Origin of the sequence: Parageobacillus caldoxylosilyticus NBRC 107762, from assembly GCF_000632715.1 — a bacterium.
Taxonomy (GTDB): Bacteria; Bacillota; Bacilli; order Bacillales; family Anoxybacillaceae; genus Saccharococcus; species Saccharococcus caldoxylosilyticus.
In genome coordinates, this window is sequence record NZ_BAWO01000016.1 from 53,252 (window position 1) to 70,838 (window position 17,587).

The following is a 17,587-nucleotide window of genomic DNA, read 5'->3' on the forward strand; positions in this document are numbered from 1 at the left end:
AATCCGTTTTGGCCGCAAAACAGGAGAACTCTTCCTTTCCCTGCCTGATAGGATAGCCCAAAATAGAACATATGTTTGCTTTTCATAAATAAAAATCTCCCGATTCATCTCCCCTTCCCTTCGATTAGAAGAGGAAGACTTCTCGGGAAAAATATGAAAAAAACCCCTCAAACTGAACTTTTGCACCATTCAAGTCGGCAGGTTCTGGCGTACTAGAGAGTTTTTCCTGCACCTGCGTGCAGGCATTCACTCTTGTTCCGTTAAATATCATGGACAAACACCTCATTGGCGCTTAGCTCCCTGTCGGCTTGGGTCAAAACCGTTTTCCGCTTCATCCCAATCACTTCAGCCACAGACTTTCGTGGCTAATACTTTTGCAAACCGCCAGCTTTTTCTGTCTACTTCAAGGGAGCCTGTTCATGATATGTTCATTCCTTGAGAATTACGATTGCGATGTTAATTTTTCCTTCAGCCGTTCGATATGGTACTTCGCTTCCATTCTACACGTATAGTCAATATCATCCATCCCCAATTGAGCAATAAGACTGTCCAGCGCCTTCATTTCCTGTTCTGTCGGTGGTTCTGTCAATGCCTTTTCAATCACTTCGTTTATTTTTGCAGCCAACTCTTCGTGAAAATCTGGGTTAGACTTGATCTCATCATCTATTTTCTTGAACCAAGAAGCATTTTTTTGCGCATAATCCCGCCAGTACGCAATAAAATCCTCTAAGTTATATTTTTTTTCATCCCATTGAATCATTTCCATATATTTCTCAAAGGCGGCCGAAATAGACCTCGTAATGCTTATTTTTATTCCGTTCGGAAGGCTCTTGAACATAATAGTGATATATTACCTCCTAAAGTGATGATTCATTTTTATATCTTCATCAAAAAACAACCTTATATTCGATACAACGTTTATTTTCCATTACTGATCCATATTTTGTCTAAATAGTAAAAGGAGCTGGAGCAGATTCTGCCTTGCCAAAATAATAAAGAATGGCCTGCACGATGCGTTTGGAAGCTTGCCCATCTCCGTATGGATTTGAAGCTTTCGCCATTTTTTCATATTCGTTTCGATTATTCAACAGCTCGCGGGCCATGCGGTATATCGTTTCTTCATTGGTTCCCGCTAATTTCAGCGTTCCCGCTTCGATGCCTTCCGGCCGTTCCGTCGTATCGCGAAGCACTAATACCGGAACTCCCAACGAAGGCGCTTCTTCCTGCACGCCGCCGGAATCCGTCAAAATAAGAAACGCTCTCGCGGCAAGATTATGAAAATCAAATACATCTAAAGGTTCAATTAAATGAATGCGCGGATCATGGCCAAGAATTTCATCGGCTACTTCACGTACCGCCGGATTTAAATGAACAGGGTAAACGACTTGCACATCTTCATGCTCTTGAACAATGCGCTTAATCGCGCGGAACATGTTGCGCATGGATTCGCCAAGATTTTCCCTGCGATGGGCAGTTAATAAAATCATGCGGTCGTTGCCGATTTTCGTTAAAATATCATGCTGATAATCTTCGGTCACCGTCGTTTTTAACGCGTCGATGGCCGTGTTTCCCGTAATAAAAATCGAATCGGGTTTTTTATTCTCACGGATTAAGTTTTCGTGCGCTTTTTTCGTTGGCGCAAAATGAAGATCGGCGATCACACCGGTAAGCTGACGGTTCATTTCTTCCGGAAATGGTGAATATTTATTCCACGTGCGCAACCCGGCTTCAACATGCCCGACAGCGATTTGATTGTAAAACGCCGCGAGGCTGGCGACAAACGTCGTTGTCGTATCCCCGTGCACCAGCACTAAATCCGGCTTCACCTTTTTCATCACGTCATCGAGTCCTTCTAAAGCGCGGACGGTAATATCCGTCAACGTTTGGCGGTCTTTCATAATATTTAAGTCATAATCGGGCTTTATATGGAAAATTTCTAGCACTTGGTCCAGCATTTGCCGATGCTGCGCCGTTACGGTGACAATCGGTTCAATCAGTTCCGAATGTTTTTTCAGCTCCAATACAAGCGGTGCCATTTTAATTGCTTCCGGTCTTGTGCCGAAAATAGTCATTACTTTAATTTTATCTGCCATTACTTTCACCTACAATGTAAAATGTTAGATCCGGTGCAAACTTCATTCCTTACATTATCATAACCTTTCCATTTTCTCAACCATTAGCGCATTCGTTCTCCATAAACTTGAATGCTTCCCAATAGAAAAATTGGTTCTTCTTTACTGATTAGATAGCTATGAGGGGGACTTGAGTCGGGGAAAGCAAGTTTTTTGGTAAAATTCAGGAGGTAGGTTTGGTGCGATCGCGACAATTCCTAAGGCCGAAAGCTTTCCATCATGCTCGAAAAATGATTCATATCCATAGCTTAGCATTCTAGATGGCAAACATGCATTGCTACGCGTATATTTAGAAACGAACAACGCTTCGTAAAAAAAGGACAGCTCCGGAAAACCCCAAGCCATCCCTTTTCATTGGATAAACCGTCCATCATCTTTTCCCATTTAGTATCGTTTTGCGCCCAAGTAACGCGCTTTCCAATAAGAATTATCCAAGCTGCTGATGGTAACGCCAGTGGAAGAGCCGCTATGAATAAATTGTCTATTGCCGATATAAATGCCCGCGTGGGACGGACCGGATTGGCTTGTGTTAAAAAAGACAATGTCGCCAACCGAAGGAGAGGAAACCGGCGTACCGACGTTCCAAATCGTCGCTACCGTGCGCGGCAAAGAAATGCCTTGTTTTTTAAACAAATATACAATCAACCCGCTGCAGTCAAAGCCCACCTCCGGCGTTTGGCCGCCCCAAACGTACGGCTTGCCGAGAAGCTCGGACGCATCGGCGACAAGCTCGATGACATCCAGTTTCCGCTGCGGCGCCTGCCCCGTCAATCGCTCATATGTTTCCGCATCGACAACGCCGGTCGCTTTGATGCCGACGCTGTTCTGGAATCGTTTCACCGCGTCCGCCGTAATCGCCCCGTAATACCCGGTAATTTCCGGATAGGTAAAATAACCGAGCTGTTTCAATTTCGCTTGCACCTGTTTGACCTGATCGCCTGCCGAGCCGATCGTTAGATAGATGGTCCCTTGCGAAGCAGGCGGATGGGATGGAGCTTGTTTCTTCAGCGCCTCATTGATCTTCGCGATTGTCGCGCCATCGGCCGCGCCGGTCACTGGCAGCTGATATTGTTTTTGAAACTGCCGGACCGCGGTGGCCGTCACCGTTCCGTAATAACCGGTGATCTTTGGATATGTAAAATAGCCGAGCTGTTTTAAGTTTTGCTGCAGTTTGCTTACTTCCGCCCCCCGCGAGCCGATTTTCAGCGCATTGGCTTGAGGCGGTTTGACCGATGTGGCAGACGGATGGCGCATGGCGTTTTGAATCAGCTGCAACGTGCGAGCATCAGCCACCCCGGTTGCGGAAAGCCCGTTTGCCTGCTGGAACCGTTTCACCGCGTCTTGGGTGATTACGCCAAAATAGCCGGTAATCTCCGGGTACTTAAAATAACCAAGAAGTTTTAAGTTTTGCTGCAGCACTTTTACCTCGTTTCCACGCGAGCCGATTTTCATGGCCGCATTGGCAGCGGGGCTTCCTTTCAATTTCGCATATGTAGCATCATCGACAATGCCGGTCGCCGGCAGGCGGACAGATGCTTGAAACGCTTTAACGGCCTGCTCGGTAATCGGTCCAAAATATCCCGTCGCAGTCGGATATGTGAAAAATCCTTTTTCTTTCAAGAGCTGCTGCAGCTCTTTCACTTGCGGCGAACTCATCCCAACCTTCCATTCTGCTGCTTTCCCGTCATCTGGCATCAAAAACAACGCCGAAACAAAAGCGGTCGTTAACACAACATCTCTTGGCCTGATACTCACAGCGATCCCCCTCTTCCTTTCCTGCTTTCATCCCTCGCATCTTTTCTTGAACATTCACAACATCAAACGTCCACGCGCCGATTTCGCTTTACCTCTTTTGCTTTCACGCGGTAAGTAGAATTCGCCATGGTGATCATGTCGAAAAAAAGGAATTGATGTAAAACCAGGCTCCTACATCATACAAAAGAACGACAACCTTCGTAGCTATATTCCCTTTTTCGACACGCATAAAAGCCAAAAATTGACTATACATATTATTCATCTATAATTCTTATTTACTAGTATAACGGAAATTCCTTCCTAATAGAAAGAGTTTTTTTACTTTCGGAAAAGCAGCTGTAACACCTACGGGACAAAGCAACGAAACAGGGTGATGCTGACGAAATTATCGCCATGCCATGGAAGATGCGTGCCATCAGGGAAAGCATTTGGGGCAACCCAACTACAGCATTTTGTTGTTTTTTCTCGCCGGACACGTATACAAGTAGGAAATGCGCTTATGATCAAAAATATAAATAGACTGCAAGATTTCATAAATCAGCTTTCTTTCCATCGCTAATAGTTCATTGGTATGAACGCGGAGATATTTTTGCTGCAGCTGGTTCCACTCGTAGAGGGTGATTTCAAACTTTTGCCTTTGCAAATCCAGCTTTACGATAAACATATATAATTGATTGACACATTTAAACACAAAATATAATTGAGCATCACTAGAACATATAATCGTACGGAACAGCGTATCCTCTCCTAAAAAGCGATCACGGTTTTCCTCGCTTTTTAAAAACCGCAGCGAATCGGTAAAATTCGTCGGTGCAATCGTTTTCAACCGAATCGAAAACGGATTTTTCATCTCTTTAATAAATATGCGATACGTTTCCTTTTTCCGTTTCGAGCCTTTCCGTTCACGAACCATTAAATCAGCGAGATAAATATTCACCATCATCCCCCTTTTTTTCTAATTATAGTAAATATTTACCCATTTTTACTTATTATACCATGTAACTAGTAAATGAAAAAGATGTCGAACCTTGGGGTAAAGAATGGTTTTGTTCTTTATCGGAACAAATCGGAAAACGGTTATAAACAGAACACAAGTCTCCGCCACGCTTTTCTATCTTTAAGTTATTGATGGATTTTCTGATAGCGTGGTGAATAATGATGGATTTAGGCGAAAGACTAAAATATTTGCGCAAACAGCAGCACTGGACGCAGGAACAATTAGCGCAATACTTGAATATATCGCGCTCGCAAATTAGCAAATGGGAAAATGGCGACTTGCTTCCCGATGTGCAGTCCCTGCAAAAACTAAGCAACTTGTACAACGTGAGCATCGACTTTTTAATCGGCAGGGATTCTTCCAAAAAGGAGCTGTTGCGCGAGGTAAGACGATGGTACCAAACGGACGATATTAGCGAAAAAACGCTCGATATTATCAATTATTTGAAGCAAAACCCCAACATCGAAGAAGCGATTTATTCGCTGGCACAATTGCCAAACAAAAAACGAAAACATGCTGAAGTAATGATTTCCACCATCATCAAAGAGTTTTCCGACGCCATCAAATAAAGAAGGGCGTTCCCATATCATTTTTTCTGGCCGCGCATTGCTATGTCTGCAGAAAAAAAGCGCTAACATAATCGTGCTAGCGCCATCGTTGGGGACTTTTTGGGGAAAATATATTCTTTTTCTCTTGGGGACAATGATTTGGAAAGGAAAACATGGGGAAATACAGAGGAAATTCAGGCGTGCTCGAACCATTCATTCACTTTGCTGGTGCCGATAAAGCGGACAGATTCCGCTACTACCTCAGTGACATAGACACGCTGTCCGTCTTTGTTTTCATAGTTTCGCGTTTGGACCCGTCCCGTCACCGCAATCATCGAGCCTTTTCGGCAATAATTGGCCGTGTTTTCTGCTGTCTTTCGCCAAAGGACGCACGGGACGAAATCAGTATCTACCCTCCCTTCTGCATTGCGGAAATTTCTTGCTACTGCTAACGTAATGTTAGCGACTGCTGCTCCATCGGCGGTATAGCGAAGTTCCGGATCTTTCGTTAACCGGCCGACGAGCACCACTTGATTAATCATGTTTCTCCACATCTCCCCCTTCGTTTCCTTGCATTTTCATCATAAATGACATCGATTCCCATCGTAAAATGGCGATTTTTGAATTTTTACATGATATTTATTGGTACAATAATGACTAGCATCTGTACAAAGAAAAGAAACCGGCTAGCAAAATTAAATTTTGGCATGCTTTCATGAAAAATGACAGTGGTGATATTTTTGTTCATGACACTATTTTATGGACATAACCCATTTCATTTTCCTGTATAAAATAGTAAATGGAGGACAGACATACGATCCGTTTTCCTTTTGCGATGGGAATATGCTATAATTTCTACAAGACAATGCTGACGAGGTGGATGGAATGAAAACCTTCAAGCTTGTGGGGCTCTCGGTCGTTCATGACGATTCGGACCCGCAGGATATTCCGTTTATTGATGGCCTCATTATTAATAAAGAAGACGGAAAAAACCGCTGGCTCGTGGAGGCCTATTTAGACCAACAGTATGAACCCATTTTTGCGGATTTGCAGCACAAAGAGGATGAATTTCGTCTGCAAGTGACGATTACCAATCGCAGCAATGATCCGGCCAATATGCTCGTCACTGTTCGTTCCATCACAAGAATGAACAACCATATCAGCGTGCTGATGGAAGGATCCATCGTTCCAAGCAGAACGCACTTGGCGGAAGTCGTACTAGCAGGTCTTGTCAAAAAGGGGCTGCAAGGCGAGGCGTTATTGAAAGAATTTAAACATCAGCTAGACGAACGTCGCGGGATCAAAACTAAAAATAATGAAGAAACAGTAAAGGGCTAGAAAAACGCTTCTAGCCCTTTTCTTTATTGTGCGGAAACGAGCCGGGCGATCAGCACATAGCGCTGCTTTGCCTTTCCGAAAAAATGAAATGGATAGCAGGTCGTCACCGTTAACGTTGGGCGCGGTTTTTCGACCAAAACCGTCCGGTCATGTTGATCAACAATGCGCACTTTCGTTACGCGATAAATAAATTGTTTGCTTGCTGTCTTCACCATTAATTCGTCACCAATGCCGATTTGCCCTAACTGCCGAAATACGGTATCGCGATGGCCCGATAGAACCATATTGTGCGGTTCCCCCGGCAGAGCGCTTTTTGGATAGTGGCCGATACCTTTTCGCAGCTGCTGTTCCGTCACCCCGTGGTAAATCGAGATCGATACGCTCAGTTTCGGAATAAACAGCGTGCCGATTTGCTCTCCGATCTTCGGCTTTGCTGGCAGCGCCGCCTGCTGCGGCCGGGACGCCTGCCGGGATGCTGGTTTTTTACCTTCCGCTTCTACATTTTGTACGGCATGATATCCCATCCAGTAGCAATAACCGTTCCAAAGCGCCATCCCCAAGCCGGTCACAATACATACAGCTGCAACGTACGTCTTCGCGCGACGAAACATTCGTTTTCACTCCGCCAATTTCTTTTTGCTGCTCCAATAAATGTAAAAGCCAAACAAAGCGAGGAGAACACCGGAAAGCGTACGGGCAAGATACGGAGAAGCGGTATCCGGCATTTTTTCGCCATACATCGTTTCTTTCATTTCACTTGCTAATTCCCCTGCTGCGATCCATCTTTCCCCCGCCCGCACGACATAGCCGGAAGTAAACATTTCTTTCGACAACCGCACATCAGAAAGCAATTCCCCTGCTTCGTTATATAGTTCGACCAATAACTCGCGTCCTTCCGGCATGTTTGCCGTTGCCAGCTCATGGTAAGAGATTTTCTGTTTTTTCCCGTTTTCCTCCAAATAAAATGCTGCTTTCATTTGCAAAGTAGACAATACGTCTTCCCAAATGGAAAGCAGCTGCCGGCGCTGCGTTTCTGTCAGCTGTGTCACATCTTCTACTTGCAGAAACGGTTGCAGACGGCGGTCTAGTTCGGCTAACTGCTGCCCTACATGCGGATTTGGCAGCGAGGCAATATGTTCAAACAGACGTTTTGCTTCGCTTTCAGTAAAACCAATCGCGCCAAGCATATCGTTAATTTGCTGCATCTTTTCGTTATGGCGCAAATAAAAACGGACCGCTGTATCCAAATCTTCGATAAACGTATAATCTTGCATCGTTTCCCCAAACTGCCCGAGCAGCGCCTCCAGCTCTTCTTGCGTCAGTTGGTGCTTCTTGAGCAAGCGTTGCATGTTTTCTTCCGTAATCGGCGTGCCAAGCCATTGTTTTAATTCCTCCATGCTTTGAAAATCAGCCACCGTCATCTTGTACTTGTCCAAATAATTCAGCAAATCGCTCATCGACCAGCCTATGCTTTCGATGTACTGTTCCAGTTCTTGTTTTTGAATTTGGGCAAATGCGCGCGTCCCATTGGAAGCAATGATAAACAGAGAACAAACAATCATGGCGGACAACCAGCGCTTCAATACCATTTCCTCCCTTCCATTGCATCAAGTAAGATACATTGGTAGTATTTTCCGAAGGGCGGCGTCTTATGTATAAAAAAGAAGCGGAAACGAATCTGTTTTGTTCGTTTCCGCTTCCTATGTATTCTGCTTCTTATTTGACGCTGTTTCCGACGGGTAATTCTTGAAAATACGCCTCATACAGCGCGCGCACCGCATTGGTAACGACTTCCTCTTTGACGCCAAACATCATGCTTACTTCCGATGAGCCTTGGTTAATCATCTCTAAGTTAATGTTGGCCTTCGCCAGCGCCGTCGTCGCTTTTGCTGCCATTCCAACGGTGCGCTCCATTCCTTCGCCGACCACCATAATAAGCGCAAGCCCGTATTCCACATTTACTTCATCGACTTCCAATTCCGTTTGAATGCGGTCTAAAATACGCTTTTCTTTCTCCCCTTCCAGTTGGCTGGCGCGTAAAATCACCGACATATTGTCGATGCCGGAAGGAGTATGTTCGTAGGAGATTCCTTCATCCTCTAAAATCTGCAGCACCCGGCGGCCAAATCCGATTTCCCGGTTCATTAAATATTTGCTAATGTTAATGCTGCAAAATCCAGTATCGCTGGCAATGCCGGCAATCGGCTCTTCCTGATGGTTGCGTTTGGCGACAATCCAAGTGCCTGGGGCCGCAGGATTATTCGTATTTTTGACGCAAACCGGAATTCCCGCGCGGTACACCGGCTCCAGCGCTTCATCATGAAACACGGAAAACCCAGAGTAGGAAAGTTCGCGCATTTCACGATAAGTAATTTCTTTCAACTTGCGCGGATTGGCAATAATCGAAGGGTTGACGCAATAAATCGAATCGACGTCGGTAAAGTTTTCATACACATCCGCTTTTACCCCTGCTGCGACAATCGAGCCGCTAATATCGGAGCCACCGCGCGGAAATGTCACGATATGCCCGTCGAGCGAGTAACCAAAAAACCCTGGGATCACTAACACCCCGCGCCGGTTGCGCAACTGATACAACTTTTCATATGACTCCGGCAAAATTTGCGCATTGCCCGGTTCATCCGTAACGAAAATTCCCGCCTCCCGGGGACTGACGTAGCTCGCTTCAAGCCCGGTTTCCTGTAAATACAGCGCCATCAACCGTGCGTTATGATCCTCCCCGCTCGCTTTGATCGCATCCATCAAGCGGCATGGCTCATTGCGGTACTCGCTGATTTTCCAACGCAGATCGTCTTGGAGTTCCGCTAAAAATTCCCCTGCTGGCAATTCGAGCTCATTCGCGATTTCCGCATACCGTTTTACGATCTCGTCAAGCACCTCATCGTACGCTTTCCCGTCGATCGCCGCCTGTGCCAGCTGAATAAGCATATCGGTCACTTTCACATCATCTTTAAACCGTTTCCCCGGTGCCGATACGATCACAATGCGGCGCTCAACATCGGAGCTGACAATATCCGCCACTTTGCGAAACTGTGTGGCGCTTGCGACAGAACTTCCACCGAACTTTGCTACTTTCATGTCCATAACCCTTTCTGTTCGAAAATCTCCTTATATTTGTTTATCATACCACACTTTTTTATGGGCGATGTCATTATTTTTTCGGAATTCTGACAAAAAAATTACTCCGCTTCCTTTTGTGCAACATTTCCGGCCCGGACATTGGCAATGCCTTCTTTACACACACCGTACGGAAGCCAGGAGCATTTGGCGCATAAGTAATCTAAATCGTCAGGACGCACCTTTTGTGCAGTGAGCCTCACTAGTTCCGATTTTAAGTAAACCCCGTTTTCTTCAATGCCTAAATGACGGATTACTTTTTGGTCCATGGAGGTCACATGTTTATTGGAATTCGGATCGGCTTGGCACGTCGTTTCTCCATGGTGTGGACATGCCATGCACGCATCATCCAGAGCAGCGACGACTTGAATTGGAAAGTCTTGCTCTTCATCGCGAATTTTCGTCACGACTTCCCACATCTTTTCCACAAACGATGTGCTATATCCCATTCCGCGAAATCCGTGCACACATAATAAATGATGTCCCCGTAAGCGCAGCGGCTTCATCGCTTCTCTCCTCCCCTTTTTCCATAATTCCATCTTACTTGAAGAAGCGCCGTCCTACAACATGGACATTGACGGACGTGAAGAAGACATGGCATCCTTGAAATATACAAATAAACAACATAGAAAGGAACTAACCGCCATGACGAAAGAAGAAGCAGCTCGCATCTTATCGGTTTTGCTTCATGAACTAACGAAACATTGGACGAAAGAAAAAATCCATTCTGATGTGCTCGAAACGATTATGAAATTGCGAATTCAGTCTGCGGACGAACAGGAATATATACATGGACTGCTGATGAACGTCACCTTCGCAACGGAATCGGCGCATGCACTGCAACAAATATTCGGTGCGATGCTCGAGAAACAATCGCTTTTTTCCCCGAAAGAGGTGGAAAACATGTTCAACGAAGCGCAAGCGAACATCCGCGATCATCTATTAGAACTCACAGACCGTTACCGTGAACATTTCAAACAAACTGTGGACCGGACGGAACGCAAAGAGCAGCTCGAACGTTCTTACAGCGCGCTTCTGATTGTCAATCGCATCCAAACAGATTTTTTATTTCAGTTTATCCAAGAACATAACCAAGAAGTGGCGCGACAATTTTTCAACGCCAATCCGAGCGATGTGCTGGAAGCGTTCCATCATTTAAGCAGCGTATATGCAAGCCGCTGGCTGGAAGGACTCGAACTGCATTACTAGATGCATAATTTTCATTTTTATAGAATTTTAAATAATTCAAAATTTTATTTTGACAAAATTGTCATATAATGCTAACCTAATCACTGGGAGGAATTTTTCACTTTTCTATAATGTATACGCTTTTTTGTAAGCGTATATAAAAAAGATACAAAGGGGGAAACTTGGATGATTTACGCTCAACCTGGGCAGCCTGGTTCACTTGTCACTTTCAAAAAACGCTATGAAAATTTCATTGGCGGCAAATGGGTCCCGCCAGTTGACGGAGAGTATTTTGAAAATATTTCTCCTGTGACGGGGCAAGCTTACTGCGAAGTACCACGCTCCAAAGCCGCTGATATCGAGCTTGCGTTGGATGCTGCTCATGCTGCGAAAGATGCATGGGGCCGTACTTCCCCTGCTGAGCGCGCACGAATCCTCAATAAAATTGCCGACCGCATGGAAGAAAACTTGGAAATGCTCGCAGTCGTGGAAACGTGGGAAAACGGCAAGCCGATTCGCGAAACGCTGAATGCCGACATCCCGCTTGCCATCGATCATTTCCGTTATTTCGCCGGCTGCATCCGTGCGGAAGAAGGCACTTTAGCAGAAATTGACCATAATACAGTTGCCTATCACTTTAAAGAGCCGCTCGGCGTTGTCGGACAAATCATTCCATGGAACTTCCCGCTTTTAATGGCAGCATGGAAACTGGCGCCGGCGTTAGCCGCTGGAAACTGCGTTGTCTTAAAACCTGCCGAACAAACACCAACTTCGATCCTCGTACTGATGGAACTCATTCAAGACTTACTTCCTCCAGGTGTCGTCAACATCGTCAACGGATTTGGTTTAGAAGCCGGAAAACCGCTTGCCTCCAACCCTCGCGTCGCTAAAGTGGCGTTCACCGGCGAAACAACAACAGGACGACTCATCATGCAATACGCATCGCAAAACATTATTCCAGTAACATTGGAGCTTGGCGGAAAATCGCCAAACATTTTCTTCGAAGACGTAGCGGCAAAAGATGATGAATTTTTCGATAAAGCCATTGAAGGCTTTACGCTTTTCGCTTTAAACCAAGGAGAAGTATGTACATGTCCTTCCCGCGCCCTCATTCAAGAATCGATTTACGACAAATTTATGGAACGCGCGTTAGAGCGTGTGAAACAAATTAAACAAGGCAATCCGCTCGATACGGAAACGATGATTGGAGCGCAAGCGTCTTCGGAGCAATTAGAAAAAATCCTTTCCTACATTGACATTGGCAAACAGGAAGGCGCTGAACTGCTTATCGGCGGCGAACGCAACTATTTAGAAGGCGACTTAAGAAATGGCTATTACGTCAAACCGACGGTTTTCAAAGGCCATAATAAAATGCGCATTTTCCAAGAAGAAATTTTCGGGCCGGTCGTCGCTGTCACCACATTTAAAGATAAAGACGAAGCGCTTGCGATTGCCAATGACACATTGTATGGCTTAGGCGCCGGTGTCTGGACGCGCGACATTAATACCGCCTACCGCTTCGGACGCGGCATCCAGGCAGGACGCGTCTGGACGAACTGCTACCACATCTATCCTGCACACGCCGCATTCGGCGGCTACAAAATGTCCGGATTCGGCCGCGAAACACATAAAATGATGCTCGAACATTATCAACAAACGAAAAACTTGCTCGTCAGCTACTCGCCGAAAAAACTAGGACTGTTCTAATCATGCAGGCAGCGCACCATCCGCGCTGCCTTTTCTGCCTATCCATATTCCTGCAGGGAGGGATTGTCATGAACATGAATGAGGAGCCAAAAGTGATTGCGACCGATGCCGCGCTTGCCCTGATTGAAAAATTAAAAGCAAAGTACGGGCCGCTTATGTTTCACCAATCCGGCGGCTGCTGCGACGGCAGTTCGCCGATGTGCTACCCGCAAGGAGAGCTGATCGTCGGCGATTCCGATGTGCTGCTTGGCGAAATCGGCGGCTGCCCGTTTTACATTTCCAAGGCGCAATACGAATATTGGAAGCACACCCAGCTGATTATCGACGTCGTGCCCGGACGCGGCGGCATGTTTTCGCTTGAAGGGCCGGAAGGCGTCCGCTTTCTCACCCGCTCTCGAGTGTTTGGCAGCGGATCTTGATGGTTGGCGAACCACCCCCTTCCCTAGCAAATCATCTTGCTCTTCGGCTTCCGTGGCCGCACAGCCATGCAATGTGCGGACTCCTCCAGCGGTGGTGGTGCGGTTCTCCATCACGCATCAGCTTGCCTCCGATAGTCGAAAAATTTCCTAATTCCTTGTCGGTCAAACGATCAAGCAGAACGCATCTATTTGCCGCCGTCTTTCCTCGTTTCGCAGCACAAAAAAACCGCCGCAGAGAGCTAGCTCTGCGGCAGTTTTTCGTTTTTCGCCGTTTCTTGCAATTGCCGGCGGTCAGACAGTGTGATTTTCTTCAGCCCAAATACAAGCACTGTCCCACCAATGACAAAAATAAGTCCAAATAGGAAAACAGATTGAAGCGAATCCACAAGCGACTGTTTTAAAATCGGCACAAACGTTTCCCGCATTTGCGGCGGTATTTTCGCCAGCGCTTCCGGGCTAAGCAAAACGGAATAAAGCCCTTGCGGATCATCATGAATCATATGGGCAAACCGGTCCACCATTCCTTTTGCTTGTGCAGGAAGCGACCGAAGCATTGGCATGAGACGGTCATCTAGCAGCTGGCTCGACCGATGGTTCATAATCGCCCCTAACACCGTCATACCGAACGTTCCGCCGATCGCACGGAAAAACTGGCTGGAGGAGGTGACGACGCCAAGCTCCGACTTTGGAAAACTTTCTTGCAAAGCCAGCGTTAAAATCGGCATCACTAACCCCATTCCAATCCCTAGAATAATCATATACAACGTGGCGGTGAATTTGGACGTATCCACGTCCATTGTGCTTAATAAACCGAACCCTGCCGCCATCACGACCATGCCAATGAACAGCTGTGATTTTACACCAATTTTATAAACCATTCGGCCACCAACGATGCTTCCGATAATCATCGTAATCATCATCGGCGTCATAATCGTGCCGGACTGGGTTGCACTTACTCCGACAACCCCTTGCATAAAAAACGGAACGAACATAATCGCACCAAACATGCCGACACTCATTAAAAAGCCAATTCCATTTAACACGGTAAACGTGCGGTGTTTAAATAAATGCATCGGCAAAATCGGTTCTTCCGCTTTCCTCTCTACGAATACAAACAGCGTTAAAAAGACGAGTGCCACCGCAAACAAGGCAATGATTTGCCATGATGTCCATTCATACTTATCCCCGCCAAACGTTAACGCTAAAAGCAAGCTAACCACGCCGACAACCATCGTGAACATCCCGGCAAGATCAAACTTCACTGGTCCTTCCGCTTTATATTTGCTCAATCCCATCGCAATAAAAATCGTTGCCAAAATCCCGACAGGAAGATTAATATAAAATACCCAGCGCCAATTCAAATGGTCGACGATAAATCCCCCGATTTGCGGACCTATGACAGAGGCAAGACCATATAATCCACCAAAAACCCCTTGCCATTTCGCACGCTCTTTTCCGGTAAACACATCTCCGATGACAACCATGGCCATCGGCATCATAATTCCCCCGCCGATTCCTTGCAGTCCTCGGTAAATGATGAGCTCTGTCATGTCATTTGCCATGCCGCAAAGGGCAGAGCCAACCATAAAAATGACGAGTCCTGTCACATAAATGACTCGCCTGCCTAATAAATCCGCAAGCTTGCCGGCAATCGGCACAACCGTTGTCGATGTCAACATATACGCGGTCGTCAGCCATGTCATTAAACTTAATCCGCCAAGCTCCCCAACGATGCGCGGCATCGCCGTTCCGACGATCGTTCCGTCTAACGCGCCAAACAGCATGGCAATGATAAGACCCGTAATTAATATATTCCGATGTCGAATGATGCTAGTTGGCATTTCTAATGCTTTTTCCATTTACTTCTCTCCCATCTATTATTCGTTTTCCGATATTGTTCAATATCCTTTCTTAATGCGGCCAAATCATCCGCAAGCAGCGGAAGATGCCGGTTCTCGATATATAATAAAATCCCTTGCACGACATATTCCCTCGGCGCCGACTCTTCATTCATTAATTCTGCTTCTAACGTATCCAGCGCAGCATGAAGCTCGTGCTGTATCTTTTTATCGAGCGAAAGCGATAGAATCTTTTTTTGCATATGGGCAATGCGGGCGCTAATCTTTTCTTGCAATACACACCGCTCTTTTTCTTCCATTTCGATCAGCGGCTCTACCATTTCTTTGTTTAAAATCGGCGCTTCTTCATGAGAAAAACTCGCAATGATCGCATCCAAACGCCGCACGAGAAAACGCGCCACTTCTTCGGCATGCAGCTTGCTTGGCTGCAAAAAAAAGCAAAACATATATTGGCGAATCATGCCGTTTAGCATCGTCGCCACATCAAACACGTACCGCTCTACCTCTGTTCCATATACTTCGATGAGGCGGTCGCAATACCACGAAAAGATATAAGCACGCTGCTTCAATAAATAAAGGTGAATATCGCTGCTAATTTTTGGGATTTGTTCGGTCATCATCATTTGCAAAAATTCTTTATGCTCATGCATATTCGCAAAATGCGCAGCGATTTGTTGAATAAACCGCTCTTTTTCCGAACCGCTATCCTGTGGAATGACGGTGAAACTTTCCATCATTTTTTCAAAATGGTGCTGAATGATGGCAAGCATCAAATCTTCTTTGGACGAAAAGTGATGATAAAATGCTCCTTTCGAAATGCCCCAGGCATCAACAATATCTTGAATCGATGTAGAGTAATACCCTTTTTCCGCAAATAATTTCATAGCTGTTTCAATAAACTGGACTTTACGTTCATCGGCCATTCCTTTTTTCATCTCCTAGATAGAGGAAATTTCACGAGGGCATGCATTTTGTAGCATATGCTTATATACAGACAGTTGCGAGCGCGGTTTGACGAGCTCGACGTGCACCCCATGTTTTCGCAACGCCTCCACTACACGTTCAAAGCGAATGGGTTTGTTACATTTGTCCATTGAAAGGCACCTCGATTCCTATGCCGCAAATTTGACCAAATGGTCACCGACATCACAAACACCATTATAAGCACCTTTTTATTTTTTATCAACAATTATGTTCACAAAAAATGACCATATCGTCAATTTTTTGTTGACTTAATAGTCAAAAAAAAAAAAAAAAAAAAAAAAAAAAAAATAAATAAAAATCGTCCATTTGCTTTTTTGTCTTTCTTCTTTGCTGCTACCTTCCCTGCCGATCCTTTCGACGATGAGGCAGGCTTCACCGCGGATGATGGTTTCACAAACCAAAGCTGCTTATTGATGAAGCCCACGATTCCTAATAGCTGAATAAAAAGCGTTTTTTCACTGCCTATCAAACTGCTATTTTTTGAATGTATCCACTTTCATTTCTTTTCTGCTATGTTGCCGTCCTGCCTTACAAGGTGTTGGAGCTGGTTTTTCACGTTGCCATTACAAATACCTCCGTGATAACAAATCACAGATTCTATATCTAAGTCCAAAAATTTTTCCAATGAACGAAGCGCTGTATTCATATCTAGCGTGGTTCGCTGAACCGGTCCGTGCAAAGAGCCATTTAAACATATCATTGCATCCCCGGCAACAAGGATTTTACTTTGTTTTAAATACAGACTAATATGTCCTGGAGTATGCCCAGGCGTAAAAATAACACGAATCCCCCCGCAATAAGGAAGCTCTTGGCCGTCATCCACCGTCTTGTCAACTTTCACTTTCGGAGGATTCTGATATAAAATCCGCATTTCTTCCGGAAGAGACACCCATTCTTCTTTACTTATGCGGTTGGGGTCTGTTTTGATCAGAGGCAAATCCCCTTCAATATATGGTTTGTCAAGCTCGTGCGCATACACTTCAATGCGGTTAGTGGATTCTTTTAATATTTCAGGAAGACTCCCTATGTGATCCAAATCCTGATGCGTCAGAATTACCGCTTTCAATTTATGAAAGGAGACGCCGGCCTCACTCATGGCGGCACGTATTTGTTCCAATTGCCCAGGCATGCCGGCATCAATCAAAACGGCGGTTTCATCGTCCCAAACCAGCGTAGGATTTAAAACAAAACCTTGAACTTTTAATTCAAGCATTGCTACTCCATTCGAAATCTTCATTGAATCCTCTCCCTTAATGAATAATATTAATATTAGTTTTGATGCTAAACATTTCGTAATATATTAATTACCATAGTTCCAAACAAAATGTCAATAAATAAAAATTTTATTTTACCATAAAAAAATATATTTGTCAATAAATATGGCATGATTTCATTGCTCTTATATGGTTCCATCGTTGGATAAAACAAGCAATCTGCTACTAACACCTTCCTGTACCGATTGTTAAAATCTCACAATCCTTATGCGCCATATTACCATTAACAAGCCAATGGATGCGGTGCCATC

General features: G+C 45.3%; 17 protein-coding genes. 5 read left to right on the forward strand and 12 right to left on the reverse strand.

Annotation, left to right across the window (positions count from 1 at the left end):
• Nucleotides 1-442: 442 nt before the first annotated feature.
• From GCA01S_RS06235 to GCA01S_RS06250, 4 genes are all read right to left on the reverse strand, one after another.
• A complete protein-coding gene (locus GCA01S_RS06235; RefSeq protein ID WP_223845336.1) occupies nucleotides 443-766 on the reverse strand; it encodes a hypothetical protein in 324 nt (107 codons plus the stop codon).
• Nucleotides 767-947: 181 nt separating this feature from the next.
• Nucleotides 948-2,093 (reverse strand): non-hydrolyzing UDP-N-acetylglucosamine 2-epimerase, encoded by a 1,146-nt coding sequence (gene wecB / locus GCA01S_RS06240; protein ID WP_042408217.1) that lies wholly within the window; start codon nucleotides 2,091-2,093, stop codon nucleotides 948-950.
• 423 nt (nucleotides 2,094-2,516) lie between these two features.
• Nucleotides 2,517-3,827 carry a C40 family peptidase gene (locus GCA01S_RS06245; protein ID WP_221198317.1) on the reverse strand — a complete coding sequence of 437 codons (1,311 nt, stop codon included), beginning with the start codon at nucleotides 3,825-3,827 and terminating at the stop codon, nucleotides 2,517-2,519.
• 502 nt (nucleotides 3,828-4,329) lie between these two features.
• Entirely contained in the window at nucleotides 4,330-4,830 is a 501-nt protein-coding gene (locus GCA01S_RS06250) for a hypothetical protein (RefSeq protein WP_033313920.1), read from the reverse strand.
• A 212-nt stretch (nucleotides 4,831-5,042) separates the two neighbouring features.
• Here GCA01S_RS06250 and GCA01S_RS06255 point away from each other — a divergent pair, with 212 nt between their 5' ends.
• Nucleotides 5,043-5,453, forward strand: a complete 411-nt coding sequence (locus tag GCA01S_RS06255) for a helix-turn-helix domain-containing protein (RefSeq protein WP_026078572.1) — start codon at nucleotides 5,043-5,045, stop codon at nucleotides 5,451-5,453.
• Between the two features lie 173 nt (nucleotides 5,454-5,626).
• On the opposite strand, the gene ssb is transcribed toward GCA01S_RS06255, so the two are convergent.
• Complete coding sequence (ssb, locus tag GCA01S_RS06260; protein ID WP_017436452.1) at nucleotides 5,627-5,974, reverse strand: single-stranded DNA-binding protein; 348 nt, start codon at nucleotides 5,972-5,974, stop codon at nucleotides 5,627-5,629.
• Nucleotides 5,975-6,317: 343 nt separating this feature from the next.
• Here ssb and GCA01S_RS06265 point away from each other — a divergent pair, with 343 nt between their 5' ends.
• The gene (locus tag GCA01S_RS06265) at nucleotides 6,318-6,770 is read left to right on the forward strand and encodes a YwpF-like family protein (protein ID WP_042408222.1); all 453 of its coding nucleotides are present in this window, start codon (nucleotides 6,318-6,320) and stop codon (nucleotides 6,768-6,770) included.
• 23 nt (nucleotides 6,771-6,793) lie between these two features.
• Here GCA01S_RS06265 and GCA01S_RS06270 read toward each other — a convergent pair whose 3' ends face one another.
• The 4 genes from GCA01S_RS06270 to GCA01S_RS06285 form a co-directional block, all read right to left on the reverse strand.
• Complete coding sequence (locus GCA01S_RS06270) at nucleotides 6,794-7,381, reverse strand: class D sortase (RefSeq protein ID WP_042408225.1); 588 nt, start codon at nucleotides 7,379-7,381, stop codon at nucleotides 6,794-6,796.
• Between the two features lie 6 nt (nucleotides 7,382-7,387).
• A complete protein-coding gene (locus GCA01S_RS06275) occupies nucleotides 7,388-8,353 on the reverse strand; it encodes a processed acidic surface protein (protein WP_042408227.1) in 966 nt (321 codons plus the stop codon).
• Nucleotides 8,354-8,486: 133 nt separating this feature from the next.
• Nucleotides 8,487-9,866, reverse strand: a complete 1,380-nt coding sequence (locus GCA01S_RS06280; RefSeq protein WP_042408272.1) for an aspartate kinase — start codon at nucleotides 9,864-9,866, stop codon at nucleotides 8,487-8,489.
• 101 nt (nucleotides 9,867-9,967) lie between these two features.
• Nucleotides 9,968-10,411 (reverse strand): DUF1284 domain-containing protein, encoded by a 444-nt coding sequence (locus GCA01S_RS06285; RefSeq protein WP_042408230.1) that lies wholly within the window; start codon nucleotides 10,409-10,411, stop codon nucleotides 9,968-9,970.
• Nucleotides 10,412-10,499: 88 nt separating this feature from the next.
• On the opposite strand from GCA01S_RS06285, the gene GCA01S_RS06290 reads away from it, so the two are divergent.
• The 3 genes from GCA01S_RS06290 (at nucleotide 10,500) to GCA01S_RS06300 (ending at nucleotide 13,219) form a co-directional block, all read left to right on the forward strand.
• A complete protein-coding gene (locus tag GCA01S_RS06290) occupies nucleotides 10,500-11,114 on the forward strand; it encodes a hypothetical protein (RefSeq protein WP_174407478.1) in 615 nt (204 codons plus the stop codon).
• A gap of 165 nt (nucleotides 11,115-11,279) precedes the next feature.
• The gene (gene adh, locus GCA01S_RS06295) at nucleotides 11,280-12,800 is read left to right on the forward strand and encodes an aldehyde dehydrogenase (protein WP_042408233.1); all 1,521 of its coding nucleotides are present in this window, start codon (nucleotides 11,280-11,282) and stop codon (nucleotides 12,798-12,800) included.
• A 74-nt stretch (nucleotides 12,801-12,874) separates the two neighbouring features.
• The gene (locus GCA01S_RS06300) at nucleotides 12,875-13,219 is read left to right on the forward strand and encodes a DUF779 domain-containing protein (RefSeq protein WP_026078575.1); all 345 of its coding nucleotides are present in this window, start codon (nucleotides 12,875-12,877) and stop codon (nucleotides 13,217-13,219) included.
• Nucleotides 13,220-13,458: 239 nt separating this feature from the next.
• On the opposite strand, the gene GCA01S_RS06305 is transcribed toward GCA01S_RS06300, so the two are convergent.
• From GCA01S_RS06305 to GCA01S_RS06320, 3 genes are all read right to left on the reverse strand, one after another.
• Nucleotides 13,459-15,078, reverse strand: coding sequence for an MDR family MFS transporter (locus GCA01S_RS06305; RefSeq protein WP_042408234.1), 1,620 nt, complete (start codon nucleotides 15,076-15,078; stop codon nucleotides 13,459-13,461).
• A complete protein-coding gene (locus GCA01S_RS06310; protein WP_042408237.1) occupies nucleotides 15,063-16,001 on the reverse strand; it encodes a TetR/AcrR family transcriptional regulator in 939 nt (312 codons plus the stop codon). Before GCA01S_RS06310 ends, GCA01S_RS06305 begins: the two co-directional genes overlap by 16 nt.
• Before the next feature lie 557 nt (nucleotides 16,002-16,558).
• Nucleotides 16,559-17,299 (reverse strand): MBL fold metallo-hydrolase, encoded by a 741-nt coding sequence (locus tag GCA01S_RS06320; protein WP_042408241.1) that lies wholly within the window; start codon nucleotides 17,297-17,299, stop codon nucleotides 16,559-16,561.
• Between the last annotated feature and the right edge of the window lie 288 nt (nucleotides 17,300-17,587).